General features: G+C 65.7%; 17 protein-coding genes. 6 read left to right on the top strand and 11 right to left on the bottom strand.

Annotated elements, in window-relative coordinates:
• Window positions 1–46 precede the first annotated feature (46 nt).
• Window positions 47–658, top strand: coding sequence for a DUF922 domain-containing Zn-dependent protease (locus AC1Q6Z_RS06775; protein ID WP_492647142.1), 612 nt, complete (start codon window positions 47–49; stop codon window positions 656–658).
• Between the two features lie 440 nt (window positions 659–1,098).
• Here the strand turns inward: AC1Q6Z_RS06775 and AC1Q6Z_RS06770 are convergent, their stop codons facing one another.
• Window positions 1,099–1,419, bottom strand: coding sequence for a (2Fe-2S)-binding protein (locus tag AC1Q6Z_RS06770; RefSeq protein ID WP_256115651.1), 321 nt, complete (start codon window positions 1,417–1,419; stop codon window positions 1,099–1,101).
• Window positions 1,420–1,623: 204 nt separating this feature from the next.
• Window positions 1,624–1,992: an Hpt domain-containing protein gene (locus tag AC1Q6Z_RS06765; RefSeq protein ID WP_492647141.1), complete on the bottom strand. Its 369-nt coding sequence runs from the start codon at window positions 1,990–1,992 to the stop codon at window positions 1,624–1,626.
• A 526-nt stretch (window positions 1,993–2,518) separates the two neighbouring features.
• Here AC1Q6Z_RS06765 and AC1Q6Z_RS06760 point away from each other — a divergent pair.
• Complete coding sequence (locus AC1Q6Z_RS06760) at window positions 2,519–9,046, top strand: apolipoprotein A-IV repeat region-like domain-containing protein (RefSeq protein WP_492647140.1); 6,528 nt, start codon at window positions 2,519–2,521, stop codon at window positions 9,044–9,046.
• 183 nt (window positions 9,047–9,229) lie between these two features.
• On the top strand, window positions 9,230–10,219 hold the full coding sequence (locus AC1Q6Z_RS06755) for a Tim44 domain-containing protein (protein ID WP_492647139.1): 990 nt from the start codon (window positions 9,230–9,232) through the stop codon (window positions 10,217–10,219).
• A gap of 63 nt (window positions 10,220–10,282) precedes the next feature.
• Here the strand turns inward: AC1Q6Z_RS06755 and AC1Q6Z_RS06750 are convergent, their stop codons facing one another.
• From AC1Q6Z_RS06750 to AC1Q6Z_RS06735, 4 genes are all read right to left on the bottom strand, one after another.
• On the bottom strand, window positions 10,283–10,900 hold the full coding sequence (locus tag AC1Q6Z_RS06750) for an ABC-type transport auxiliary lipoprotein family protein (RefSeq protein WP_439618482.1): 618 nt from the start codon (window positions 10,898–10,900) through the stop codon (window positions 10,283–10,285).
• Between the two features lie 135 nt (window positions 10,901–11,035).
• Entirely contained in the window at window positions 11,036–12,406 is a 1,371-nt protein-coding gene (locus AC1Q6Z_RS06745; RefSeq protein ID WP_492647138.1) for an MlaD family protein, read from the bottom strand.
• Between the two features lie 61 nt (window positions 12,407–12,467).
• Window positions 12,468–13,253, bottom strand: coding sequence for an ABC transporter ATP-binding protein (locus AC1Q6Z_RS06740; protein WP_256115646.1), 786 nt, complete (start codon window positions 13,251–13,253; stop codon window positions 12,468–12,470).
• Window positions 13,254–13,261: 8 nt separating this feature from the next.
• The gene (locus tag AC1Q6Z_RS06735; RefSeq protein WP_492647137.1) at window positions 13,262–14,416 is read right to left on the bottom strand and encodes an ABC transporter permease; all 1,155 of its coding nucleotides are present in this window, start codon (window positions 14,414–14,416) and stop codon (window positions 13,262–13,264) included.
• 135 nt (window positions 14,417–14,551) lie between these two features.
• Between AC1Q6Z_RS06735 and dgcA the strand changes: the two genes are divergently transcribed.
• Entirely contained in the window at window positions 14,552–15,535 is a 984-nt protein-coding gene (gene dgcA / locus AC1Q6Z_RS06730; RefSeq protein ID WP_492647136.1) for an N-acetyl-D-Glu racemase DgcA, read from the top strand.
• On the opposite strand, the gene AC1Q6Z_RS06725 is transcribed toward dgcA, so the two are convergent.
• Together AC1Q6Z_RS06725 and AC1Q6Z_RS06720 are read right to left on the bottom strand one after the other, a co-directional pair.
• Window positions 15,505–16,722, bottom strand: coding sequence for an MFS transporter (locus AC1Q6Z_RS06725; protein ID WP_492647135.1), 1,218 nt, complete (start codon window positions 16,720–16,722; stop codon window positions 15,505–15,507). The genes dgcA and AC1Q6Z_RS06725 overlap by 31 nt on opposite strands.
• Window positions 16,723–16,843: 121 nt before the next feature.
• Window positions 16,844–17,680, bottom strand: a complete 837-nt coding sequence (locus AC1Q6Z_RS06720; protein ID WP_492647134.1) for a UDP-2,3-diacylglucosamine diphosphatase — start codon at window positions 17,678–17,680, stop codon at window positions 16,844–16,846.
• Window positions 17,681–17,915: 235 nt separating this feature from the next.
• On the opposite strand from AC1Q6Z_RS06720, the gene AC1Q6Z_RS06715 reads away from it, so the two are divergent.
• Window positions 17,916–20,228: an NADP-dependent malic enzyme gene (locus tag AC1Q6Z_RS06715; RefSeq protein ID WP_492647133.1), complete on the top strand. Its 2,313-nt coding sequence runs from the start codon at window positions 17,916–17,918 to the stop codon at window positions 20,226–20,228.
• Between the two features lie 17 nt (window positions 20,229–20,245).
• On the opposite strand, the gene AC1Q6Z_RS06710 is transcribed toward AC1Q6Z_RS06715, so the two are convergent.
• A complete protein-coding gene (locus AC1Q6Z_RS06710) occupies window positions 20,246–20,608 on the bottom strand; it encodes a winged helix-turn-helix transcriptional regulator (RefSeq protein WP_256115641.1) in 363 nt (120 codons plus the stop codon).
• 110 nt (window positions 20,609–20,718) lie between these two features.
• Between AC1Q6Z_RS06710 and AC1Q6Z_RS06705 the strand changes: the two genes are divergently transcribed.
• Window positions 20,719–21,426, top strand: coding sequence for a glutathione S-transferase family protein (locus AC1Q6Z_RS06705; RefSeq protein ID WP_492647132.1), 708 nt, complete (start codon window positions 20,719–20,721; stop codon window positions 21,424–21,426).
• A 118-nt stretch (window positions 21,427–21,544) separates the two neighbouring features.
• Here the strand turns inward: AC1Q6Z_RS06705 and AC1Q6Z_RS06700 are convergent, their stop codons facing one another.
• Window positions 21,545–23,155, bottom strand: coding sequence for an ABC-F family ATP-binding cassette domain-containing protein (locus AC1Q6Z_RS06700; protein WP_492647131.1), 1,611 nt, complete (start codon window positions 23,153–23,155; stop codon window positions 21,545–21,547).
• Window positions 23,156–23,309: 154 nt separating this feature from the next.
• The gene (locus AC1Q6Z_RS06695; RefSeq protein ID WP_492647130.1) at window positions 23,310–24,350 is read right to left on the bottom strand and encodes a phytanoyl-CoA dioxygenase family protein; all 1,041 of its coding nucleotides are present in this window, start codon (window positions 24,348–24,350) and stop codon (window positions 23,310–23,312) included.
• Window positions 24,351–24,465 lie beyond the last annotated feature (115 nt).

Below are 24,465 nucleotides of genomic sequence, written 5' to 3'. Positions count from 1 at the left end.
GGCACTGCATCGGGCACACCCGATGGCGAAAGGAATACGGAACCGAATGAAGACCATCGCTCGCCTGATGGCCGTTGCCGCCCTCACCTGCCTCGCTCTTCAGCCGGCCGCCGCCCAGACGATCACGTCGAAGACCTTCGCCTATTTCTCCGTCGGCGGCCACACCGCGGCGGAGCTCGATGCGGAACTGTCGAAGCGCGGCCCGATGATGAAACACAGCGGCGCGCGCCATCCCGGCGCCACCAAGATCAAGTGGGGCGGCTCGGTCACCTATGTGCGCCGCGGCAGCCGGTGCGCTGTCGGCGAGGCGAAGGTGACGCTGTCCACCCAGATCATCCTGCCGCGCTGGAAGAACCGCAACCGCACGACCGCCTCGCTCGCCCTCATCTGGGATACGCTGGCAGGCGACATCCGCCGCCACGAGGAGCGCCATGCCGAGATCGCCCGCCAGCATGCCCGCGGCCTGGAGCGCGATCTGAAAAAGCTGCGCCCCGAAGCCGATTGCGAGCGCATGCAGGCGCGCGTCGACCGGGTGACGGCCGACGCCGTGACGAAACACGATGCCGACCAGGCACGGTTCGACCGCGTCGAATCGAAGAACTTCAACGACCGCATGATGCGGCTCCTGGTGCACCGGCTGAAGAACCGCGGCGAGTAAAAGCCGGCGGCGCATGTATTTCTTGAAAGAGTTTTAATGGATTCGGACCGGGCCAAGGCCCAGGTGCCTGCGCATGCATGAAATTAATGGTTAGTTTTAGCGATAGCGCAAATCCGCAAATCACCGTATCTTCATTTCAACAGTGAACGGGAAGACGATTTTCCTTCCCGAAGTTGCGTGAAACGGTTTGTAACAGGTTCTCCTGGCGCGTCCTTATCTTAGCAGCAGGTGTCTCCTCCCTCTCCTGTCTGCGATGCGCCCTCCTGGCCTCGCTCGTCCTTATCGACCGGCGAGGCTCTTTTTTTGTCCCTCTATTCTTGTCCGCCGGCAGAACAACCGATTCTCTTCTTCACGCGTCGAGAAGACACCGTATAGCCGTGCGCCGTCCGTCTGCCGGAAAGGCAGATGCGCAAAAAGAACTCCAGCGAAAATGGGAGATGTCAGGCCTGGCGTTCCGGCACGTGAACCACGAGCCCGTCAAACGCATCCGACATCTTGATCTGACAGGAGAGCCGCGAGGTCGGGCGGACGTCGTAGGCGAAGTCCAGCATGTCCTCTTCCATCGCTTCCGGCGGGCCGACCGTGCCGCTCCAGGCATCGTCGACATAGACATGACAGGTCGCGCAGGCGCAGGCGCCGCCGCATTCGGCCTCGATGCCGGGCACGGAGTTGCGCACGGCATTCTCCATGACCGTGGAGCCATTGGCGACATCCAGTTCGTGGCGCGTGCCGTCGAAGGCGACGATGGTGAGTTTGCTCATGATGGGTCCGGATCCTGTAAGCTGCCCGAGAAGGCGAAAGACTGGCCGGCGAAGGGACGGTGCCGAACCGCCGGTTTTCCGGCGGTTGTTTCCAACAAAACCCCTTCCCAGTCAACATCGCGCGCCCGGCAGCGCCGTGGCTGGTCCGGACGCGCCATCGGCTTTGCCCACCGCGCCAAGTTAAGGGCGGCGAGCCTGCGACGATCAGCGGCAGAGTTTGAGGATGAAATTTTCCGCTTCGACGACGGCGGCGGCGACGGCGGCAAGCGCGATCGCATCGCCCGGGTTTGCCTCCAGCGCCTCGGCAGCCTTGCTGACGACGGTGGCGCCGACCGACTGGGCGGACCCCTTCAGGCGATGCGCAACGGCAGCGCGGGCCTCGCCTTCGAAGGCGGCCAGCTCCTTCATGCTCTCGCGGGCGGCCCGCGCGAACATCTGCAGCACTTCCAGTTCCAGTGCCTTGTCGCCCATGGTCTGGCGCGCAAGGTGTATCAGATCGATCGGCCGTCCCCCGGAATGGGACATGCCGCCTGCATTGTCGGGCGCCTCGAATGCGATGTTGAGCGCTGCCATTTGCCAATATCCTTATATACGCTACGTACGCTTGTTTCGTTGTGATGCACGCAGATGTCGAAGCGGTCCGGGCGCCTGGCCTGCAACCGGCTGGGACATGGACAGCCATTCTGCGTGGCCGGCGCGCCTATCCGATTAAAAGGCGGCGCAAAAGGGGCATGAATCGCAAACTATGGTTAACGGCTGAAAAATTGCCTTTTTCATAACTATTCCATCGCGATACAAATCTGTGGAATGTTAACTTCCTGTTAAGTTTCGACCTAAGGGAGATGGCAATGAATTGTGTGATACAGGCTAATGTGTCACTACGATACGACCGGATAGTGCCGGTGGATAAGCCGTGGGCGGAGATACACCGCTTCGCCTTTTCGGTCTATCGAGCGAATTGGAATGAACGGCGGTCCGGACGCTGCTTGCCATGAGGGTAAGCAGCAAGACCGGCCACCAACCGGACGGTTCGAATGCGCCTGAGCAGCGGCAGCGCGTATGAAGCCCGATCCCGGACATGGTAACGAGGCGTAACCGCATGGCGACGAACAAGTCCACCGAGTCGATCGACGACAAGGCCTTTCAGGCCCTCGAAGAGGCACTTAAAATCGACTTTGACGATCTAGCGCCGGAGACGCCCTCGAAGAAGGACGCTTCGGAGGCCCATGTGTCTGAACCAGCAAGTCGCATTCCGAACAAGACGCAGGAAAAGCCCGCCACGCGCCCGGCCTCCGGCGAGACGGCGCGCAGCCTCACGCCTGATCCCGCACCGAAGACACCGACCTTCCAGCCGGCCAATGACGGCTCGCGCAAGACGCCCGCCGCGATTCTCAAGTCGCTCGACGTGCGCTCCGGTCGCACCTCGATCCGCATGGCGATCCTGATGTCCGTTCTCTGGGTCATCGGCGGCCTAGGCGTCGCGAACCTGCTTTATGCACCGCAGATCTGGCAGATACGCTCGGTTGCCGACCTCGTGGCGCTGCCCGGCGCCATCGGCATGCTGGTCGCCATTGTCATGCCGATCATGCTGTTCTTCGCCTTCGCCATCATGATTTCGCGCGCCCATGAGCTGCGCAGCGCCGCCCGTTCTATGGCGGAAGTCGCCCTTCGCCTGTCCGAGCCGGAAACCGTCGCCACCGACCGCATCATGACCGTCGGTCAGGCCGTGCGCCGCGAAGTCTCGGCGATGAACGAAGGCATCGAGCGCACCATAGCGCGCGCCACCGAACTCGAAACCCTCGTGCATTCCGAAGTGAACGCGCTGGAACGCAGCTACGCCGACAATGAAATGCGCGTGCGCACGCTCGTGCAGGAGCTCGGCTCCGAGCGCGAGGCGATCGTCAGCCATGCAGAACGCGTCCGTTCGTCGATTTCTGGCGCGCATGAGCAGTTGAAGGACGAGCTGGCAAGCGCCGGCGAGAGCATCACGAACCGCCTTGCGACGTCGGGCGAGGCCTTCGCCTCCATGCTCGACACCCGCGCCGCCATGCTGATGGAAAAGTCCGACAGCGCGACGCAGACGATCGGCGCCATGCTTTCGGCCCGCACCGACAGCCTGCTGTCCACCCTCTCCTCCTCCGGCCTGGCGCTCGCCCAGGAGTTCGACACCCGCCTCGACCACCTGACCAAGAGCCTCGATTCGCGCGGCCGGGACCTGCTGAACCAGTTCGAGACCCGCGCCACCTCGCTCGACACCAACACGGAAAAGCTGAACGCGGCGCTGAACGAGCGCGCCAAGCAGCTCAACGAGACGCTGATCGCCCGCACCCGCGAGATCAGCGAAAGCCTGTCGATCGGCCAGCAGGCCGTTACCGGCGGCCTCGACCATGTTCTCGAATCGATGAACGCGGCCCTCGACGAAAAGGGCGCGCAGTTCCGCCAGAGCCTGAAGAACGCCGCCGACGACACGGTCATGGACCTCGACCTGCGCTCCGGCTTCTTCGATGAGCGCATGCAGGCGACCGTGGGCCAGATCGCCAGCGCCTTCGACCAGCGCGTCGAGGAATTCGCCACCGCCTTCGACCAGCGCGCCGGCTCGCTCGATTCCAAGCTGATGGAAAGCCTCGCCCGCATCAACGAAACGGTCGCCAGCGGCCATGAGGCGATCGACGGCATCCTCACCTCCAGCATCGACCGCCTCGGCAACACGCTGACCGACCAGTCCTTCGCGCTGGCGACGACACTTGGCACGGGCCAGGAAGTCTTCGAAAGCGCCGTGACCGGCCACGCCGACGCCATTACCCATGCCGTCACCGGCGCGCATGAGCGCATGAACTCGGTGCTCTCTGAAAAGTCTGCAGCTCTGCTCGGCGGCCTCGCCGACGTGCAGAACCGCATCGAAACCGGTTTTGGCGCTCGCGCCGAGGCGCTTGCCGAAAGCGTCTCGGGCAGCGAACGCCGCCTGACCGAAGCCCTCGACAGCCGCGGCACGGCCATTGCCACCGATATCGAAGCCGCCCAGGCCCGCATGGAAAACGCCCTTGGTGCCCGTGCCGAAGCGCTGGTCGAGAGCATTTCCAGCAGCGAGCGACGCCTGACGCAGGCGCTGGACAGCCGCGGCACGGCCATCGCCACCGACATCGAAGCCGCCCAGGCCCGCATGGAAGACGCGCTCGGTGCGCGCGCCGACCAGATCACCTCCACCATCGCCGCCAGCCACGGCCGCATCGACAACGCGCTTTCCGAGCGCACCGCCGCCCTCTCCTCCATGCTGAACGAGACCGGCAGCCAGCTCGAACAGTCGGTCGGCTCGGCCGCCAGCCGCGTCGAGAACGCGCTGACCGGCGCCGCCCGCCAGATCGACGAGGTCATCACCGGCCGCACGGCCAACCTCGCCTCGGTGCTCTCCAACAGCGCCGGCTCCATGCAGTCGTCGATCGACGCCGCAGCGAACCGTGTCGAGACTGTTCTGTCCGAAGGCACGCAGCAGCTCGGCGGTGTGTTGCACGGCCAGGCGGCCGAATTCGCCGAGGCCTTCTCCGGCCGCGCCGCCAACATCGCGGAAGCCTTGTCCGGCCGCGCCTCGGAGCTTGCCGGCTCGCTCGTCTCCACCCAGGAGCAGATCCGCGCGACGCTCGACGACCGCATCAACGCCATCAACCTCGCGATCACCGAGGGCCGCAACCAGCTGACCGAGACGCTGAACGACCAGGTCACCTCGATCGGCACCTCCATTGCCACCAGCGCCGGCATGCTGGAAATGTCGATGGAGCAGCTCTCCGGCCGCGCCTCGGAGCTCACAGGTTCGCTCGTCTCCACCCACGACCAGATCCGTGCGACGCTCGACGACCGCATCGACGCGATCAACGCCGCGATCACCGACGGCCGCAACCACCTCAACGAAACGCTGAACGACCAGGTCACCTCGATCGGCACCTCCATTGCCACCAGCGCCGGCATGCTGGAAATGTCGATGGAACAGCTTTCCGGCCGCGCCTCCGAGCTTGCCGGTTCGCTGACCTCCACCCATGAGGAGATCCGCGCGACGCTGGACGACCGCATCAACGCGATCAACCTGGCGATCACCGAGGGCCGCAACCACCTCACCGAAACGCTGAACGACCAGGTCACCACCATCGGCACCTCGATCGCCACCAGCGCCGGCATGCTGGAACTGACCATGGAGCAGCACGAGGAAGCGCTGCGCCGCACGATTGACGGCAGCGCCGCCGTGCTCGACCAGCGCGTGCGCGAAAGTGCGGGTGTCGTCGCCGAACGGCTCATCGAAAGCTCTTCGAAGATTGCCGAGGCCGCTGTCACCTTCGGCAACCGCATGGAACAGACCGTCGACAGCGTCGCCACCCGCTTCGACACGACGGGCAGCCGGCTGGAGGAAAACCTCGGCAAGCTCGAAGCCCGCATCGAACACAGCGTCGACAACGTCTCCGGCATCGTCGATACGGCGGCGCTGCGCATCTCCGACACGCTGTCGGAGCGCCTTTCCGATCTCGACCGCGTGGGCAGCGACGTGTCGCTGCGCGTCTCCGACGCCCTCTCCCGCCCGATGGCCGAGGTCGACCGCATCGGCGACGAGACGACGGCGCGCATCGCCGCGACGCTCGCCGGCCGCGTTACCGACATCGAGCGCGTCAGCACCGATGCCGCGCTGCGCATCGAAGGCGCACTGTCGGGTCGCATCACGGATATTGAACGGGTGACCGGCGAAGCCGCCGACCGCATCGACGGCACGCTTGCCAGCCGCGCGGAGCAGCTCACCCGTGTTGCCGGCCAGGCAGCAGACCGCCTCGAGGAGACCCTCAATGGCCGTGCAGACCAGATCGAGCGCAGCGTCAACGAAGCTGCCGAACGCATCGATGGCGCCCTCGTCACCCGCGCCGGCGAAATCCAGCGCGCTGTCGGCGAGGCCACCTCGCTGATCGACGGCACGCTTGCCGCGCGCGGCAGCGAGATCGCCCGCCTCGCCGGCGAAGCCGCCGAACGCATCGATGGAACGCTCGCCGAACGCACCAGCCAGATCGAGCGCGTCACCGACGAAGCCGCCACGCGCATCGGCGTGACCATCGACGAGAAGACCGGCCGCATCGAGGAACGCCTCGGCACGATGGACCGGGCGCTCACCATCGGTCTCGACAGCGTCAACCGCACGATCGACGGCAAGGCCGCGGGTCTTGCCCACACGCTGCGCGAAGCCGTCTCGCAGGCCGCGCAGGACATGGACGCCGAAGCGATCCGCTCGGCCCAGTCGCTCGCCAAGACCGGCGAGGAATTCGCCAGCCTCAGCTCATCGCTGCGCGGCGCGGTTTCCCGCGCGGCTCAGGACATGGGTGCGGAAGCCCAGCGCGCCGCGGAAACCATCGCCCGCACGGGTGAAGAATTCGCCGGCAACCTTTCGGCCCGTAACGAAGCCTTCACCCGCGCCGTGGACGAAACCACCACGGCCGCCGTCGCCCGCTTCGCCGAGACCGAAAACCGCCTTGCCGGCCAGGCACAGTCGCTGCGCACCGGCCTCGGCGAGGCCGAGAAGGCGCTGGAAGCCCGCGGCGCGTCGATCCGCTCGACGCTCGACGAGCGCACGCGCGAACTCAACTCCATGCTGGCCAGCCGCACGGAAGAACTGTCGCGCCTGATCAACGAGGAAGCCCGCCCGGTCATCGACGACTATGCCGCCGTCGGCCGCGAGGCTGCGGAAAGCATCACCGGTGTCGCCCGCGAGGCCGCCGAGCGCTTGAGCGGCGTCGCCCAGGAGAGTGCCGAACGTCTGAGCGGTGTCACCCGCGAGGGTGCAGAGCGCCTCAGCGGCGTCGCGCGTGAAAGCGCCGACCGCATGCGCAACGAGAACGCCGCGCTCATCAACGCGATCTCCGCTCGCACCGCCGATACGCTCGCCGCCATCTCCAGCCGCACGGAAGAAGCCGCCGGCCAGATGCGCGAGATCGAAAGCGGCCTGCAGGCGAATGTCCTGAGCCTGATCGCCCGGCTTTCGGAAAGCAATGGCGCGATCGCCGGCCTCGTCGATACCGCAAGCCAGACGCTCGGCGCCGTCGACCAGCAGCTGACCACGACCACCGAGCGCTTCTCCGCCTCCGCCGACCGCGCGGCCGACATGGTCTCCACCACGTCGCGCCTGCTCGAAGGCAAGGTCGATCGCCTCTCCGACATCTCCTCCGGCACGCTGTCGCAGATCGGCGGCATCGTCGGGCGCTTCGAGGATCACTCGAAGATCCTGTCGCAGGCCTCCGACCTGCTCGCCGCCGCCCAGTCGAACCTCGTCTCGACGCTCGAGGAACGCCAGGACGCGCTGCGCTCGCTCTCCGTCGGCCTCGTGCAGCGCTCGGAAGAGATCGAGAAGACCATGCAGTCGCTCGAAGGCATGGTCGAGGGCGTGTTCAGCCGCGCCGAGGAACGCTCCGGCCTCATCGCCAGCAACCTGCGCGGCGGCATCCAGAGCTCGTTTGCCGATGTCGGCCGCATTCTCGGCGAAACCGAGAAACGCGCTGAGGCCACGGCCGCAGCCCTGCGTGATTCGATGGTGAAGGCCGGCGAGGAAGCCAGCCAGTCCGTCGAGGGCGCCTTCAACCGCGCCGAGGAACGCACCAAGGAAGTGGCGAACCGCCTGCGCGGCAGCGTCGGCGCCTCGCTCTCCGATGTCGACCGCCTTCTCACCGAATCCGGCAAGAAATCCGACGCCGCGACGACCGTCATGCGCGAAACGCTGCGCCAGGCCGTCGAGGAAGCCGTCGGCAAGTTCTCCGGCGCCACCGAGGAAATCCGCCGCGCCGCCACCGATATCCGCAAGGAACTCGACCAGACGCGCGGCGAACTGAAGCGCGGCGCCTTCGACCTACCGGAAGAAGCCAAGGAAAACGCTGCGCAGATGCGCCGCGCCGTCAGCGAGCAGATCAAGGCGCTGCAGGACCTTTCCGACATCATCGGCAAGTCCTCCTCGGCGCTGGAAGTCTCGCGCCCCGCCGTGGTCCAGGCCAAGGCCGTGCAGCAGCCGGTGCAGGAAACCCGCGCAGAGCCGCGCCGCGAGGAGAGCGTGCCGCTGCGCGGCAGCCTCGGCCTCGAGCGTGCGGCGACCGCCACGGTGCCGCAGCGTGCGCAGCCCCTGCCCGCCGCCGAGGCGGAAAACAAGACCGCCGGCGAAGGCGGCTGGATGCGCGACCTGCTGCGCGGCGCCGTCTCCCGCGAGGAAGCCCAGTTCGCCCAGCCGCGCGGCGACGCCCAGGCGGCCCGCCCGGCCGACACCCGCAACCCGCGCCACGTCGTCGAATCGCTGAACTCGCTCTCGGTCGATATCGCCCGCGCCATCGACCACGATGCCTCGGTCGACCTGTGGCGGCGCTACCAGCGCGGTGAGCGCGACGTCTTTACGCGCCGCCTCTACACGCTGAAGGGCCAGCAGACCTTCGACGAGATCAAGCGCAAATACGAGCGCGAGCCGGAATTCCGCACCGCGGTCGACCGCTACATCTCGGACTTCGAAAAACTGCTCGCCGACGTCGCCCGCAACGACCGCGACAAGGTGATGACGCAGACCTATCTCACCTCCGACACCGGCAAGGTCTACACCATGCTGGCACACGCGGCAGGCCGCTTCAGCTAAGCATTTCCTGCCGAAGCGCATCGCTTCGGCGAAAAATCGAACACAGACGGCCGCCTCCGGGCGGCCGTCTCGTTTTTGTGAACGATCACGGCGTCTTTTCGCGGCCAAAACCCTTAAATTCCGCGCTCTTACCCTCTATATGCGTTTCGACGCGCCGGTCGGCGCATGGGAAGAGAGACGGAAATGATCTTGATACAGGGCTTTGCACGGTTTCTGGCGACGATCGCGGTGGCGGTCATGGTGATGATGACGATGGTCGACTTTGCGGAAGCGCGCCGCGCCGGCGGCGGTTTCGGCAGCCGCGGCACCCGGACCTTCCAGACCCCCTCGACGACGCGCACCGCACCGCTGGATGCCCAGCCGATCGACCGCACCATGACGCGCCAGCAGTCGGCCCAGCCCTCGGCAAACCGCACCACGACGGCCAATGGCCAGCGCCCGGGCCTGTTCGGCGGCTTCGGCGGCTCGCTCATCGGCGGCCTGATGCTCGGTGGCCTCGTTGGCATGCTGCTCGGCCAGGGCCTTGGCGGCGGCATCGGCGTCCTCGGCCTCATCCTGCAAGTGCTGCTGATCGCCGGCGTCTTCCTGTTCCTGCGCCGCATGTTCGCGCAGAAGAACGCGCCCGCCTATGCCGGCCCCGGCAATGCGCAAGCCCGCAACGCCTATCAGACTGGCGGCTCGGACTTCGAAATCCCGCGCATCGGCGGCGGCAATCGCCAGGCGGCAGCAGCGGCGGTTCAGCCGAAAACCGGCGGCGACGAGATCGGCGTCAAGCCGGAAGACCTCGAACAGTTTGAAGGCCTGCTGAAGGAATTGCAGGCGGCCTATGCCGCGGAAGATTTCCGCACGCTGCGCCAGATCACCACGCCGGAGGCGATGTCCTATCTCGCCGAAGAACTCAGCGACAATGCCACGCAGGGTCTGAAGAACGAGGTGCGTGACATCCATCTCGTGCAGGGCGACGTTGCGGAAGCCTGGAGCGAAGGCACGGACGACTATGCGACGGTCGCCATGCGCTATGAGAGCATCGACGTGATGCGCGACCGCGCGACCGGCAAGCTCATCTCCGGTGACCCGGACAACCTGACGGAAGCCGTCGAGATCTGGACCTTCGTGCGCCGCAACGGCGCCGAGTGGAAGGTCTCGGCCATCCAGGGCGTGCAGGGCGCCTGATATGACAAGGCCGTGCGCTGCAATCCGCAGCGCACGGCCTTTTTGATTCTCACGAATGCATGATCAGATCGCGGCGAGCGTCCAGCCGACGATGTCGGCGGTGACCGTGGCGAAGGCTGCGTCAAGCGCCTTCACGAAGGCCGTATTTCCCGTACCGCCCACAGGCACTGCCGCGCGAAAAACCTTTTGCGCCCGGACCGTGCCGTTGCGGTCATTGAGCAGCTTTGCGGAAATTTCCACCACCGCGGTATCCGCGCCGGCGGTCTCCACCTCGAAGGTGCGGATGTCGGTCGCGACCTGGTAGTCGATCGCCAGGCCCTCGCCCGGCTTGCCGACACCGCCGACAAGGCCGGTATTTTCAAACGCCTGCACGAGCTTCGCCTGCACCATCTTGGTCAGGCTGTCGCTCCATTGCGCGCCGGCGAGATACTGGATTTCCGAGGCGGACGGGCGGATGACGATCTGCCCGCTGTCGAGCGCCTTCAGCGCGGACGGCTGCGGCACGAGGATCTGCCTGTTCTTGGCCGACGGGCCTTCCACCGAAGCGGTGGAAGAGAGCGCGTAGGTGTCGTTCTTGGCCTGTGTGCTGCCGCAGGCGGCAAGCGTGGCAGCCAGAACGGCGATCAGCGCGGCGCGCGCCGCAGTCCCGTTCCGCAACAAACCCATACCCGATACCGTCATGTCGTCCTCAAACCCTTACGCCACGAATCTGTATCAGGGGCATGGCACGCTGTCACGGTTGCGGAGGCGGACAAAATCGCGTCCGGCATCCGGCTGTTAACCATTGTGGAGATAGGGCCACACTTGCGGGCGAAATCAACGCCTTGTGCGGCCGTCATACTGCTTGACCGTCTCGCCGCCGAAGAGCAGGCGCTGCGGATCGCGCTCGAAACCGGAGATCGCGCTGTCGAGATTCTGGATCGTGCGCCGCGTATCGAGCACCAGCGCCTCGACGTCACGCAGGCCGGAGCCGGAGAAGCGTTGCAGCCCGTCGGCGATCGGGCCGATCCGGCCGTTCAGCGTGTCCGCCGCCTGCTTGATCGATTGCAGCGTCGCCTTGGCTTCCGCGAAGAGCGATTCGGAATCGCCCTCGCCCAAGAAGCCGTCGAGCTTGGCGAGCACGCCGTCGACGCGCGTGGAGGCGGCGTTCAGCTTGTTCGACATCTGTTGCACGTCGGTGATGATCTGGTCGATATCCTCTTTGCGCGCGCCGATGCGGTCGGCGACACCGGTCACCGAGGCGATGGCCTTGCGCGCATCTGCGGTCGCGACGGAGATATTGTCGATCGCACCGCCGACCTTCTGCGGGTCGACCGCAGCAACCAGGCCGTCGACCTTGTCGAGCGTCGTCGTCGCCCGCTTGCCGAAGGCGTCGAAGGTCTCGGCCGTCTTGCGGAAGCCTTCGACGGTCGTCTTGATGTCGCCGGAGGCGTCCGCGATGTCCTTGCTGATCTTGTCGACATTGCCGACGAAGTCTTCGACCTTCTTCGGGTCGACCGCCTTGATCAGGTCGTCGACGGAGGCGAGCGTCGTATCGAGCCGGGTCGAGAGATTGCGGAAGGTTTCCGACAGGCCGCCGACGCTTTGCAGGAATTCGTCGATCTTCTCGCCGTTGCGGGCAAGCGAGCCGGAAAACTGCTCGGCATTGCGGATCGTCGTGGTGAGCGGCCCGCGCGCATCGGCGACAAAACCCTGGATGTCGGTGATCGCCGTGTCGGCGCGTTTCAGGATCTTGTCGGCGGTCGACAGGATGTTCGTCACGCTCGACTGCTCGGCCTGCAAAACGGCAGCCGTCTCGGTGTCGAAGGCCTGGCGAAGGATGTTCTCGTCGCCGCCATTGCCGCCCGAAAGCTCGATGTAAGCCGCACCGGTCAGCCCCTGTACTTCCAGAACCGCCGTCGTGGACTTCTTGACCGGCGCGCTGGTCGAGACTTCCGTCATGGCGACGGAGAAACGCGGGTCTTCGGCATCGATCGCGAGGCTGCGCACCGAGCCGACGGGGATACCGTTGAAGCGCACCGGGGAGCCGATGCTGAGGCCGTTCGCGGAGCCCGGAATGCGGATCGCGAGCTGCGCCATCTCGCCGCCGCGGCCATATTGCGACATCCAATAGACGAAGGCGAAGGCGGCGGCCATGACGAGCACGGTGAAGAAACCGACAAGGGCGTAGTTGGCTTTCGTTTCCATGCGTTCCGGTTATCCTGCTCGCAAATCCATCCACCGGGGCAAAAAAGCCCCGGACACTCCTTCACGCATTGCGGACGATCGACCGCGCGCGTTTGCCCTGGAAATAGGACTGCACCCACGCATCGTCAAAGGCCAGCATGTCCTCGATCGTGCCTTCGACCATGACTTTCTTGTTCCCGAGAACAGCGATGCGGTCGCAGACCGAAAACAGGCTGTCGAGATCGTGAGTCACCATATACACGGTGAGGCCCAGAGTGTCGCGCAGTTTGGCGATCAGCTCATCGAATTCGGCCGCACCGATCGGGTCGAGGCCGGAGGTCGGTTCGTCGAGGAAAACGAGGGCCGGGTCCAGCGCCAGCGCGCGCGCCAGTGCCGCACGCTTGATCATGCCGCCGGAAAGTTCGGACGGATATTTGTCCGCCGCTTCCGGCGCGAGGCCCACCAGCTCGATTTTCAACCGCGCCAGCTCGTCCATCATCGCCTGCGGCAGGTCGAGATATTCGCGCATCGGCACCTGGATATTCTCCTTGACCGTCAGCGCGGAAAACAGCGCGCCGTGCTGGAAAAGCACGCCGAGCTTCATGTCGAGCCTCAGACGCTCCTCTTCCGTCGCCTTGTCGAAATCCACGCCGAAGATGCGGATGGCTCCGGAGCGGCGCGGCAGCAGGCGCAGGACCGTGCGCATCAGCACCGATTTGCCGGTGCCGGACGCACCGACGAAACCGAGGATCTCGCCGCGATAGATATCGAGGTTGAGCTCGTCGAGCACGACATTGCTGCCGAAGCCGACGGTCAGGTCCTTGACCGAGAGCACGACGTCGTCCTGTTTTGCCGAAACCTGATCCATCAGCGTCCTCAGAAGTCGATTGCGGCGTAGAACATGGCGAAGAGGCCGTCGACGAGAATGACCACGAAAATGGACTTCACCACGGCGGCCGTGACGTGGCGGCCGAGCGATTCGGCGCTGCCGCCGACCTTCAGGCCTTCCACGGAGGCGACGATGCCGATGATTAGCGCCATGAACGGCGCCTTGATCATGCCGGAAACGATCGTCGAAAGGTCGATCGCCTCGCGCAGCCGCGACAGGAACGTATCGAAGGTGATGCCGGAATAGGACCAGGAGACGAAGGCAGCCCCCAGCAGCGCGGCGAAATTGGCGATGATGGTGAGGAGCGGCAGCGCAATCGTCAGCGCCACGAGCCGCGGGAAGACCAGCACGCCGATCGGGCTGAGGCCCATGACCTTCAGCGCGTCGATCTCCTCGCGCATCTTCATCGAGCCGATTTCGGCGGTGATCGCGCTGCCGGAGCGGCCGGCGATCATGATGGCGGTGAGCAGCACGCCGATTTCGCGCAACTGAAGAATGCCGACGAGGTCGACGACGAAGACTTCCGCGCCGAAGTAACGAAGCTGGAAGGCGCCCTGCTGCGCGATGATCGCGCCGATCAGGAAGGACATCAGCAGGATGATCGGCACGGCGCGAACACCCATGCGGTCGATCTGGTGAACGATCGCCGCCGGCGACAGGCCGCTTTGCCGACCGAGCTTGAGCTGGGCGCCGCGCACCGCCGAACCGAGGATGAACATGGCGGCGACCGTGTCGTCCCACACCTCCACCATCACGCGGCCGACGGGTTCGAAAACGCGCTCGAACACCGTCTTGCGCTCGCCGTCCCCGTCGCCGGGCTCGGCGAGCTTTTCCGGCAGGGCGGAGATCAGGTCGGCATAGTTGGCGCCCTCGCGGTCGGTGAGGCTCACATCGGCGCCGCCGGCCTGCCGCTCGGTGATCGCGCGGCGCAGCAGCCAGGCACCGGCGGTATCCATGGCCGCGACACCGCTGAGGTCGATCTCCAACGCGCCGCCCTGCCCGCGGCCAAGCTCCGCGAGCCGCTTGCTGGCGGCAACTGCGGACGCGTTCACCCATTCGCCGGTGAGACGCCAGATCTCCCCGCCATTGCCGGGCAGGCTTTCGGTCGCGATGTCGAGTGAGGTACGGGCAGCGGCGGTCAAGTCTCTTGCATCTTCCCGTGTGCTGGGGACAACATGCGCCTGTCTTATCGGCTCGCCGCCCCTCTGTCACCGAACGAACCGGCAAAAGCCGCGCCACGCCTCGATTTTTTCGGGGACCATGCCAGGATCGACACAATGCACCGCACCTTGCTCGCCACGCCGGAAACCTTCCCGATTGCCGGAACCTTCACCATTTCGCGTGGCGCGAAGACGATGGCCGAGGTGGTGACCTGCACGATCGGCGCTTCCGGTCTCATCGGCCGGGGCGAATGCGTGCCCTATGCGCGCTACGGCGAATCGGTCGCCGGCGTGCTCGCGGCCATCGAAGAGATGCGCGGCGCGGTCGAGGACGGCATCGGCCGCGAGGAGCTTGCCCGGGTCATGCCGGCCGGTGCGGCGCGCAACGCGCTGGACTGCGCGCTCTGGGACCTCGAAGCCAAAATCTCCGGCGTGCCGACCTGGCAGGTGATCAACACGAGCGCCCCGCAAAAGCTCGTCACCGCCTATACGCTCTCGCTTGGCGAGCCCGAAGCCATGCAGCGGCAGGCGGCGGAACAGTCCTGGCGGGCGCTGCTGAAGGTCAAGGTCGGGACAGTGGACGATGCCGCGCGCATCCGCGCCGTGCGCGTCGGTGCGCCCGAAAGCGCCATCATCCTCGATGCCAACGAGGGCTGGACGGCGGAAAACCTCGCCCATCATTTTTCGATCTGCGCCGAGGCGCGCATCGCCCTCGTGGAGCAGCCGCTTCCGGCCGGTGATGATTCGGCCCTGCGCGGCCTCGCCCGCCCCATCCCCGTCTGCGCCGACGAGAGCGTGCACCGCACCGAGGACGTGGCGAGCCTCGTCGACCGCTATGACGCGATCAACATCAAGCTCGACAAGGCGGGCGGGTTGACGGAGGCGCTGGCGTTGCGCGAGGCGGCAAAGCGGCATGGTCTCAAGATCATGGTCGGCTGCATGGTCGGCACGTCACTCGGCATGGCGCCGGCCGTTCTCCTGGCGCAGGGCGCCGATTTCGTCGATCTCGACGGCCCCTTGCTGCTCGCGCGCGACCGGGAGCCGGGCCTGCACTACGAAGGCTCGTCCGTCTATCCGCCGGAAGCAACACTCTGGGGCTGAGCGCGCGGCGCGACGAGCCGGCCGGCAATGACCGAGACGAGGCCGGCCGCTGCGACGAGCGACATGAGGTAAAAACCCTGCACGCCATACCAGCTGAAGGCATAGCCCGACAGGAAGGTGGCGAGCGCCGTGAAAATGCCGGTGTAGAAGAAATAGAGCCCCTGCGCCGCCGCTTCCTGCTCCTCCGCCACGCGCTCCACCAGCCGGCTCTGCACGCTCATGTGGATGATCGCGTAAGTGAAGGCATGCAGACATTGCAGCATGAAGTAGCCGGCGAAGGACATTTCCATCGGAAAGAGGATCCAGCGGGCGACGGCGACCGTGCTGCCGAAGATCATCATGGACCACAGGTTGAAGCGCCGCCGAAGCTGGACGGCAAAGAGGAAGAAAACCACCTCCGCCAGCACGCCGGCGCTCCACAGGATGCCGACGTCCACGCCGCTGAAACCCATCTTCTGCCAGTAGATCGCCGAAAAGGCGAAGAGCATGGCGTGGCTGGCATTGACGAGGGAGACGCCAATCAGCATGAGCTGCACATCCCTTTGGCGCAGCGTGCTCGTTCGCGGCACTTCGGCAATCGCAGTGATGGGCGAAGGCCGGCGTGGCTTGCCGATCCTGGGGGCGATCACTGCGCCGAGCACCGTCAGCACGAAGGCGGCCGCCATCGCCGGCAGCACCATGGCGCCGCCATAGAGCCCGGCAAGCCAGCCGCCGATCATCGTCGCGACGATGAACGCGAGCGAGCCCCAGAGCCGCATCTTGCCATAATCGAAATTCCAGCGCCGTACGCCGGACAGCATGATCGCCTCGGTGATCGGCACATAGGGTGAATAGACAGCACCTTGCAGCGTGTAGAGCAGCAGCACCGGCCAGAAGGAGCCGGTTGCAAAGAGCGCGATCGCGGTTGCAAGCGAAAGCAGCGCCGACCAGATCAGCACGATCGAGCGCTCGCCGATGCGGTCCGCGATGATGCCGGCCACCGGCGCAGTAAAGACGCGCACGAACAGCGGCACGGCAAGCACGATGCCGATCTGGAAATCGCTCATCGACAGGGTTTCGAGCCAGACCGGAAAGAACGGCAGCGCAATGCCGTTGACCATCATCGGCGCACAGAAAACGAGGGCGATGCGCGCGGCGAAGAACGGCGGCGCGCCTGAGGTCACGGTAAACCCGGAAGGGGCAGTCATTGGCGGGAAACCTGCGTTGGGAGACGCTCCGGGCTCTAGCACGCCGATGTACGTACGCCAATCCGCTATTTCTACCGGACGCCATTGCCGCCGAAATCGGCGGCAATACGGGAAGGCTGCGTCAGGCGGCTTCCGCCCCGGCAGGCTCGATGGCGCCGATGTCGCGCGAGGCGAGCGCGACCGGCACGGTCGAGGTTGAAATCTTCTGCCAGGTGATCAGTTCCATCTCGCCGTCATGGTGCTCGGCGATCGCCGTGCAGCTTTCCACCCAATCGCCGCTGTTGATGTAGCGGATGCCGTCGATCTCGGTGATGACGGCATGGTGGATGTGGCCGCAGATCACGCCATCGGCATTGTTGCGCCGTGCTTCTTCGGCCACCACCTTCTGGAACTCGCCGATGAAGTTGACGGCGGATTTCACCTGCTGCTTGGCCCAGGAGGAGAACGACCAGTAGGGCAGCCCGAGCCTGCGGCGCACCGCGGCAAAGACGACGTTGATGGCGATGGCGGCGTCATAGGCCCAGTCGCCGAGATAGGCGACAACGCGGGCGTGGCGCACCACGACGTCGAACTCGTCGCCATGCAGCACGAGGTAGCGCTTGCCATCCGCACCTTCATGGATGATGCGCTGCGCCACCTCGACGCCGCCGAAATGCGTGCCGGGGAATTCGCGCAGGAATTCGTCGTGGTTGCCGGGGATGTAGATGATGCGCGTGCCCTTGCGCGCCTTGCGCAGGAACTTCTGCGTGACGTCGTTGAAGGCCTGCGGCCAGTACCAGTTGCGCTTGAGGCGCCAGCCGTCGACGATGTCGCCGACGAGCACGATCGTCTCCGCTTCATGGTGACGCAGGAAATCGATCAGGAAATCCGCCTTGGCCGCTTTCGATCCCAGATGCACATCCGAGATGAACAGCGTGCGGAAATGACGGACATTCGGGTCGGCGAGGGTCGCAGTCATGCCTTGGTCTCCGGGTGGCCGGCCGCCGCAAACATCTTCATAACGGGCGGCTTTGGCTCCGTTGAAAACCAGACTCCTGTTTCAAATTGATGACACACCTATGCATTTCCGGTCCGTAAATAGGCATTGCACAGGTCGCTGATTGCGGCTTTATGGAATGTTCCGGAAACTTCACGTAGCGGCGGTTTCATGGCAGAAAGAGCCGCAACGAAAACAGCATATGACAGGGAGCACCATGAGCACGGGCGATAAATCGAGGACGCAGGACGGACCCGCAAGCGGCGATATCGATCAGCAGGCTCTCTTCTTCCACCGCCATCCCCGCCCCGGCAAGCTCGAGATCACCCCCACCAAGCCGCTCGGCAACCAGCGCGATCTGGCGCTCGCCTATTCGCCGGGCGTCGCCGCCCCCTGTCTCGCCATCCGCGACGACCCGAGCACGGCCGCCGATTACACCGCCCGCGCCAACCTCGTTGCCGTCGTCTCGAACGGCACCGCCGTGCTCGGCCTCGGCAATATCGGCCCGCTCGCCTCCAAGCCCGTGATGGAAGGCAAGGCGGTGCTCTTCAAGAAATTCGCCGGCATCGACGTCTTCGACATCGAGATCGACGCGCCGACCGTCGACGAGATGGTCAATGTCGTTTCCGCCCTGGAGCCGACCTTCGGCGGCATCAACCTGGAAGACATCAAGGCGCCGGAATGTTTCGAGGTCGAGCGCCAGTTGCGCGAGAAGATGGACATTCCCGTTTTCCACGACGACCAGCACGGCACGGCGATCATCGTCGCGGCCGCGGTGCTGAACGGCCTGGAGCTTGCCGGCAAGTCGCTGCATGAGGCGAAGATCGTCGCCTCCGGCGCAGGTGCGGCAGCGCTCGCCTGCCTCAACCAGCTCGTCGTGCTCGGCGCGAAGGTGGAAAACATCTGGGTGCACGACATCGAGGGCCTCGTCTACAAGGGCCGCGAAGCGCTGATGGACCAGTGGAAGTCCGTCTATGCGCAGGAGACGGACAAGCGCCAGCTCTCCGAATCGATCGACGGTGCCGACGTCTTCCTCGGCCTCTCCGCCGCTGGCGTGCTGAAGCCCGAACTGCTGGCCCGCATGGCCGAGCGCCCGCTCATCATGGCGCTCGCCAACCCGACGCCGGAAATCATGCCGGAAGAGGCGCGCGCCGCGCGTCCTGACGCGATGATCTGCACCGGCCGTTCGGATTTCCCCAACCAGGTCAACAACGTCCTCTGCTTCCCGTACATCTTCCGCGGCGCGCTCGATTGCGGCGCGCGCACGATCAACGAGGAGATGAAGATGGCGGCGGTGCGCGCCATCGCGGCACTCGCCCGCGAAGAGGTTTCGGACGTCGCAGCGCGCGCCTATTCCGGCGACACGCCGAGCTTCGGCCCGAACTACCTGATCCCCTCGCCCTTCGACCAGCGCCTCATCCTGCGCATCGCGCCGGCCGTGGCGCGCGCGGCGGCGGAAACCGGCGTGGCGACGCGCCCGATCACCGATTTCGACGCCTATCTCGACCAGCTCAACCGCTTCGTCTGGCGCTCCGGCTTCATCATGAAGCCGATCTTCGCCGCAGCGAAGAACGCCGCCAAGAAGCGCGTGATCTTCGCCGAAGGCGAGGACGAGCGCGTGCTGCGCGCCGCCCAGGTGCTGCTGGAGGAGGAGATCGCCAAGCCGATCCTCATCGGCCGCCCGCACATCATCGAGACGCGCCTGAAGCGTTACGGCCTGCGCGTGCGCCCGCATGTGGATTTCGAGGTGGTGAACCCGGAAGACGATCCGCGCTTCCGAGACTATGTCGACGACTATTTCCGCATCGTCGGCCGCAAGGGCGTGATCCCGGAAGCCGCCCGCACCATCGTGCGCACGAACCAGACGGTCATCGGCGCGCTCGCCGTCAAGCGCGGCGAGGCCGATGCGCTGATCTGTGGCGTCGAAGGCCGCTATGCCCGCCACATGCGCGATGTCAGCCAGATCATCGGCAAGAAGGGCGGCGTGCTGAATTTCTCCGCGCTGAGCTTGCTGATCTCGCAGCGGGGCGCGAGCTTCTTCACGGACACCTACGTCACCTGCGAGCCGACCGCCGCGGAAGTGGCGCAGATGACGGTGATGGCCGCGCAGGAAATCCGCCGCTTCGGCATCACGCCGCGCGCCGCCCTCGTTTCGCATTCGAATTTCGGTTCACGCGATTCGGAAAGCGCCTTCAAGATGCGCAAAGCCATGGCGCTCGTGCGCGACATGGACCCGACGCTGGAAGCGGACGGCGAAATGCACGGCGATGCCGCGATCTCCGAGGCGCTGCGCCAGCGCGTCATGCCGGATTCGACGCTGACGGGCGAAGCCAACCTGCTCGTCTTCCCGAACCTCGACGCCGCCAACATTGCGCTCGGCGTGGTCAAGACGATGACGGACTCGCTGCATGTCGGCCCGATCCTGCTCGGCGCCGCGCTTCCCGCCCATATCCTGTCGCCGTCCGCCACCTCGCGCGGCGTCGTCAACATGGCGGCGCTTGCCGTGGTGGAAGCCTCCTACCCGGTCTGATCGAAAACCCTTGCGCCTTACGAAACGGCCGCCGCCTCGGCGGCCGTTTTCGTTTGCGCGGCCGGGCGCGCCGCGTCGTGCGCCTCCCACCAGTCGCCAAGCGCATCGACCAGCGGCATCAGCGTGTGGCCGGCCGGCGTGAGATCGTATTCGACGCGCAGCGGATAGCCGTCGAAGACGGTGCGCTCGACGATGCCGGCCTGTTCCAGCTTGCGCAATTCGAGGGTCAGGATGCGGTGCGAGACCGTGGGATTGTCGCGGCGCAGGTCGCTGAACCGCTTCGTGCCGTCCTTCAGATAGTAGATCAAGAGCGTCGGCCAGCGGCCGCCGAGCACCTGCATGACCTCCTCGATCGGGCAACGGGAAACGAGATCCTTCATGGCGGGCTCCGGCGTGGTGACAAAAATGTGCGTAATTTACATGGGGGCGCGGACGCCTTAGGTCCAGTGTCGCTGCGCAGCGTGGTCAACAGAAATCACGGAGAACACCATTGGAACCGATCCTCATCTACGGCTTCCCCGCCGGAAGCTCCATGGGCCTCGTCTCGGCCCTCGAATGGCTCGGCAAGCCCTACAGGCTCTGCCGCGTCGACATGCTGGGCGAAATGCGCGACCCGTCCTATGCCCGCCTCAACGCCCGGCACGAGACGCCGGCGCTCGTCACCGACGACGGCCGCGTCATCACCGAAACCATGGCGATAGCCCACTGGTTCGCCGCCCGCGATACGGAACGTCGCATCAGCTTCGATCCCAGGTCCCCCGAGGCCGACCGCATGCACCAGCTGATGGCCTATCTCAACACCGGCTTCACCGGCGCCTTCAGCCCACTCTGGTCGGCGCTCGAAATGGAAACGCCGGACCCGGTGTTGCAGCAATCGCTGCGCACATGGGGCCGCAAGGCCGTCATCGAGCGGCACGATAAGCTGGAAGCCATGCTCGGCGACACGCCCTACCTCGTCGGCGACCGCCCCACCCTCGCAGACGGCGTCCTGATCGGCGTCGCCCGCTGGCTGGACTACCACCAAGTGGCGCCCGCCAGCCGCTGGCCGCGCATCGAGGCCATCCGCCGCCGGCTGGAAGCGGACCCCGCGGTGCGCTTTGCAACGGCGCTGGAGGATGGCGAAACGCCTGCCGGCTCCGGCGCGTTCAAGGGCCATGTGCCGCTCGCCGAGGTCATCGAACGCTTCGGCCGCGCTTGACGGTGGTGGACCGGGTCGTGCACTCGGTTCAAATCGCCACCCAGCCTCGCCCACTCGCCAAGTCATCCTCGGGCTCGACCCGAGGATCCATGCGGCGCCCGCTGCGTGGATGGTCGGGTCAAGCCCGACCATGACGGATGAGGGGTACCACCAAAAGCTCCATCCGCCGGGTGATGCCGATCGCCTCCAGGAACGGTTCGTCATGGCTGACGACCAGCAGCGCGCCGTCATAGGTGCGCAGGCCCGCCTCCACCGCCTCGATCGAGTCGATGTCCAGATGGTTCGTCGGCTCGTCGAGGATGAGGAGCGGCGGCGGTGTGGCACCGCCCAGCACGCAGGCGAGGCCGGCGCGCAGCAATTGCCCGCCGCTGAGGCTGCCAACCATCTGCAAGGCAGCGTCGGCGCGGAACATGAAGCGTGCCAGCGCCGCCCGGCAGGCGTTTTCATCGGCATCCGGGTTGATCCGGCGAAAGTTGTCGCGGATCGACAGGGCCGGATCGAGCAGGCTCACGCGCTGGTCAAGCATGGCGAAGTCGGTGAAGCGGCGCACGCTTCCCTGCCAGGGCTGGAGGTCATCGGTGACGAGCGCCAGGAAGGTCGTCTTGCCGGAACCGTTCGGCCCTGTCACGGCAACCCGCTCCGGGCCGGTCATGGCGAAGGAGAGGCCGCGGATAACGGGTCGCTCCGGCAGATAGCCGGCCGTGACGCCCTCCATCTTTAGCACCGACTTGCCTGCGGCGAGATGGGTCGGCGGCACGCTGACGGTGAGCGGCTGGAGGATTTCGATGCGCTCGCGCGCAGCCATCACGGCGTCCGCCGCCTGCCCCTGCCGGCTTTCGGCTAGCCGGGCGTTCGCGCCGCTGGTCAGCTCGCTGCGCTCCTTCATCGCGCCCAGCATGATGCGCGGTATGTCGCCCCTCGCCTTCTTCCGGCGTCCGGCAATGTCCTTGCGCGCCTTGCGCTCGGCGATGGTCTGCATGGTGCGCCCCACCTCCGCGGCCTGCTTTTCCGCATCCGCAAGGTCACGATGCGCGGCGGCGAGTTCCTGCGCCTTGCGGGCACGATAGGCGCTCCAGTTGCCGCCATAGCGGGTGGCGCCAAGCGTGGTGAGTTCGACGATGGCATCCATGGTTTCGAGCAGCTCGCGGTCGTGGCTGACGACGATCGCGCCGGCCCGCCAGCCGGCCAGCATGTCGATCACTGCCCGGCGCCCATCGCGGTCGAGATTGTTCGTCGGTTCGTCGAGCAGCAGGAAATCCGGCTCCGCGAAGATAAGCGCGGCAAGTGCCGCCCGTGTGCGCTGCCCGCCGGAAAGCGATGCGAGCGGCGTGTCCGGCGCCGCCTCCAGCCCAACACGCGCCAGCGCCGCGCTGAGCCGCGCCTCCAGCGTCCAGTCGGCGTCGGCGAGTTCATGCGCCTCAGCCTCGCCACACTCGGCACGGGCGAGCAGGACGAGCGCATCGACCACGCCGAACAGGCTGGCGATGGTCTCGTCGGCAAAGACCTGCACGCTCTGGCGCAACAGGCCGAGCGTGCCATCGACGGTGACGGTGCCGGCCTGTGGCACCAGATCGCCGGTGACGAGTTTCAGCAGCGTCGTCTTGCCGACGCCGTTTCGGCCGATGAGGCCGGCGCGCTCGGCGCCGAAGGTCAGGTCGAGATCGGAAAGGAGGGTGTGGCCGTCAGGCGTGGACCAGGTGATTTTGGAAAGCGTGATGGAATGCGGCATGGATGGAAAATTCCCCGAGGACAAAACGACGTCGATTTGTGGTCGGGTTGAAATCCATGGTGCACCATCCGGTCGGCATTGACGATGCCGGACATTTAGGGCCGGACCGGCCGCCTTGCAAGGGCAGCACGGCCGATCCGGCAATTCGTGAGGGTCAGGCCGAAGGCTGCTTCAGCCGCTTCGACCATTCGTCGGCCTTGCCCTTGCCGGCATCCTTCCAGGGCGAGCCCTTGAGGCCGAGCTTGGCGCGAAAACCCATCGCATTGATGATCAGCCGGTTCATGCCGGACGCGATGAAGGGCAGCGAGGCGATGTGCAGGCCGGTGAACGGCAGGAACGGATTGCGGCGCAACGACCCGTAGATCTCGATGCGGGTCGTCGTCTTGTAGCTCGGGCTGCGGGCATGGAAACCATGCGTATCGGCGACGATCAGCGTGTTCGCCTTGACCGTCATCTTGACCGGCTGGACGTAACCCAGCGCCGAAAGCTCGTCCGGCATGATGCGCAACGAGCCGCGGGCAGAATATTTGTTCTCGATCGAATCGGCGTTCTCGCTGATGCGGCGCTCCCAGGCGAGGCGCTGCGGCGTCATCTCGTGCGAGCCCGGAACGTAGGAGAACGGGCCGTCCTCCTCGCCGACATCGCGCAGGAACAGCCAGGCCTTGGCGGTCGGTTGGAACGTGTCGCTGTGCAGCGCGGTCTGCGGGTCCGTCGAGCCCTGCGTGATGACCGACGGCAGCGCCATCACGATCTGCACGACGAGCAAAGGCTGGCCGTCATGCGAGGAGACATAGCGCAGCAGATTGGTGACGCGCGGATCGTTGCGCGCGGCCTTGAAGCCCGGCAGGCTTTCCAAATCGCTGTCGTCGATGATGGCGCGGCGGGTGACGGTCTCGCCCTGCAGCATGTCGTAGCGCTCAAAATCACGCTCCGCGATCTCGCGCGTCACCGCGGCAAAAACCTCGGGCGACAGAAAGTCTTCGATCTTCACGAAGCCGTTTTCGGCATATTGCCGGCGATATTCCGGGGCGACGAGCTTTTCCAGCTTGGTGCGGCGCCAGGCGGCCATGCGCATGGCGAGCGAGACGCGCTTCTCGTGCAATCCCTTGCGGTTCAGCCACTTGCTGCCGATGACGGGATTGTCGGCGAAGGATTTTGCGCCGGATGCGAGCTGGAGCGCGTAGAAAGGGCTCAACAAAACTGACGAAATCCGCATGTTCACCTGCCTGTGAAGGGCCGGTCTTCCGCCGAACGGCGGCTGCGCGGCGACGGGCGCATAACCGGCTGTTGTATGTGCGCAGAGTGCTACA

This window comes from Shinella sp. GW835-FHT14H05 (genome assembly GCF_058793575.1).
The sequence above is the reverse complement of the archived record's forward strand: the minus strand, read 5'-3'. Positions and strand labels throughout refer to the sequence as shown.

Bases quoted from the DNA above. Each gene is read 5' to 3' on its own strand.
- AC1Q6Z_RS06775 (WP_492647142.1), top strand. From the start codon at position 47: ATGAAGACCATCGCTCGCCTGATGGCCGTTGCCGCCCTCACCTGCCTC.
- AC1Q6Z_RS06770 (WP_256115651.1), bottom strand. From the start codon at position 1,419: ATGAGCAAACTCACCATCGTCGCCTTCGACGGCACGCGCCACGAACTG.
- AC1Q6Z_RS06765 (WP_492647141.1), bottom strand. From the start codon at position 1,992: ATGGCAGCGCTCAACATCGCATTCGAGGCGCCCGACAATGCAGGCGGC.
- AC1Q6Z_RS06760 (WP_492647140.1), top strand. From the start codon at position 2,519: ATGGCGACGAACAAGTCCACCGAGTCGATCGACGACAAGGCCTTTCAG.
- AC1Q6Z_RS06755 (WP_492647139.1), top strand. From the start codon at position 9,230: ATGATCTTGATACAGGGCTTTGCACGGTTTCTGGCGACGATCGCGGTG.
- AC1Q6Z_RS06750 (WP_439618482.1), bottom strand. From the start codon at position 10,900: ATGACGGTATCGGGTATGGGTTTGTTGCGGAACGGGACTGCGGCGCGC.
- AC1Q6Z_RS06745 (WP_492647138.1), bottom strand. From the start codon at position 12,406: ATGGAAACGAAAGCCAACTACGCCCTTGTCGGTTTCTTCACCGTGCTC.
- AC1Q6Z_RS06740 (WP_256115646.1), bottom strand. From the start codon at position 13,253: ATGGATCAGGTTTCGGCAAAACAGGACGACGTCGTGCTCTCGGTCAAG.
- dgcA (WP_492647136.1), top strand. From the start codon at position 14,552: ATGCACCGCACCTTGCTCGCCACGCCGGAAACCTTCCCGATTGCCGGA.
- AC1Q6Z_RS06725 (WP_492647135.1), bottom strand. From the start codon at position 16,722: ATGACTGCCCCTTCCGGGTTTACCGTGACCTCAGGCGCGCCGCCGTTC.
- AC1Q6Z_RS06720 (WP_492647134.1), bottom strand. From the start codon at position 17,680: ATGACTGCGACCCTCGCCGACCCGAATGTCCGTCATTTCCGCACGCTG.
- AC1Q6Z_RS06715 (WP_492647133.1), top strand. From the start codon at position 17,916: ATGAGCACGGGCGATAAATCGAGGACGCAGGACGGACCCGCAAGCGGC.
- AC1Q6Z_RS06710 (WP_256115641.1), bottom strand. From the start codon at position 20,608: ATGAAGGATCTCGTTTCCCGTTGCCCGATCGAGGAGGTCATGCAGGTG.
- AC1Q6Z_RS06700 (WP_492647131.1), bottom strand. From the start codon at position 23,155: ATGCCGCATTCCATCACGCTTTCCAAAATCACCTGGTCCACGCCTGAC.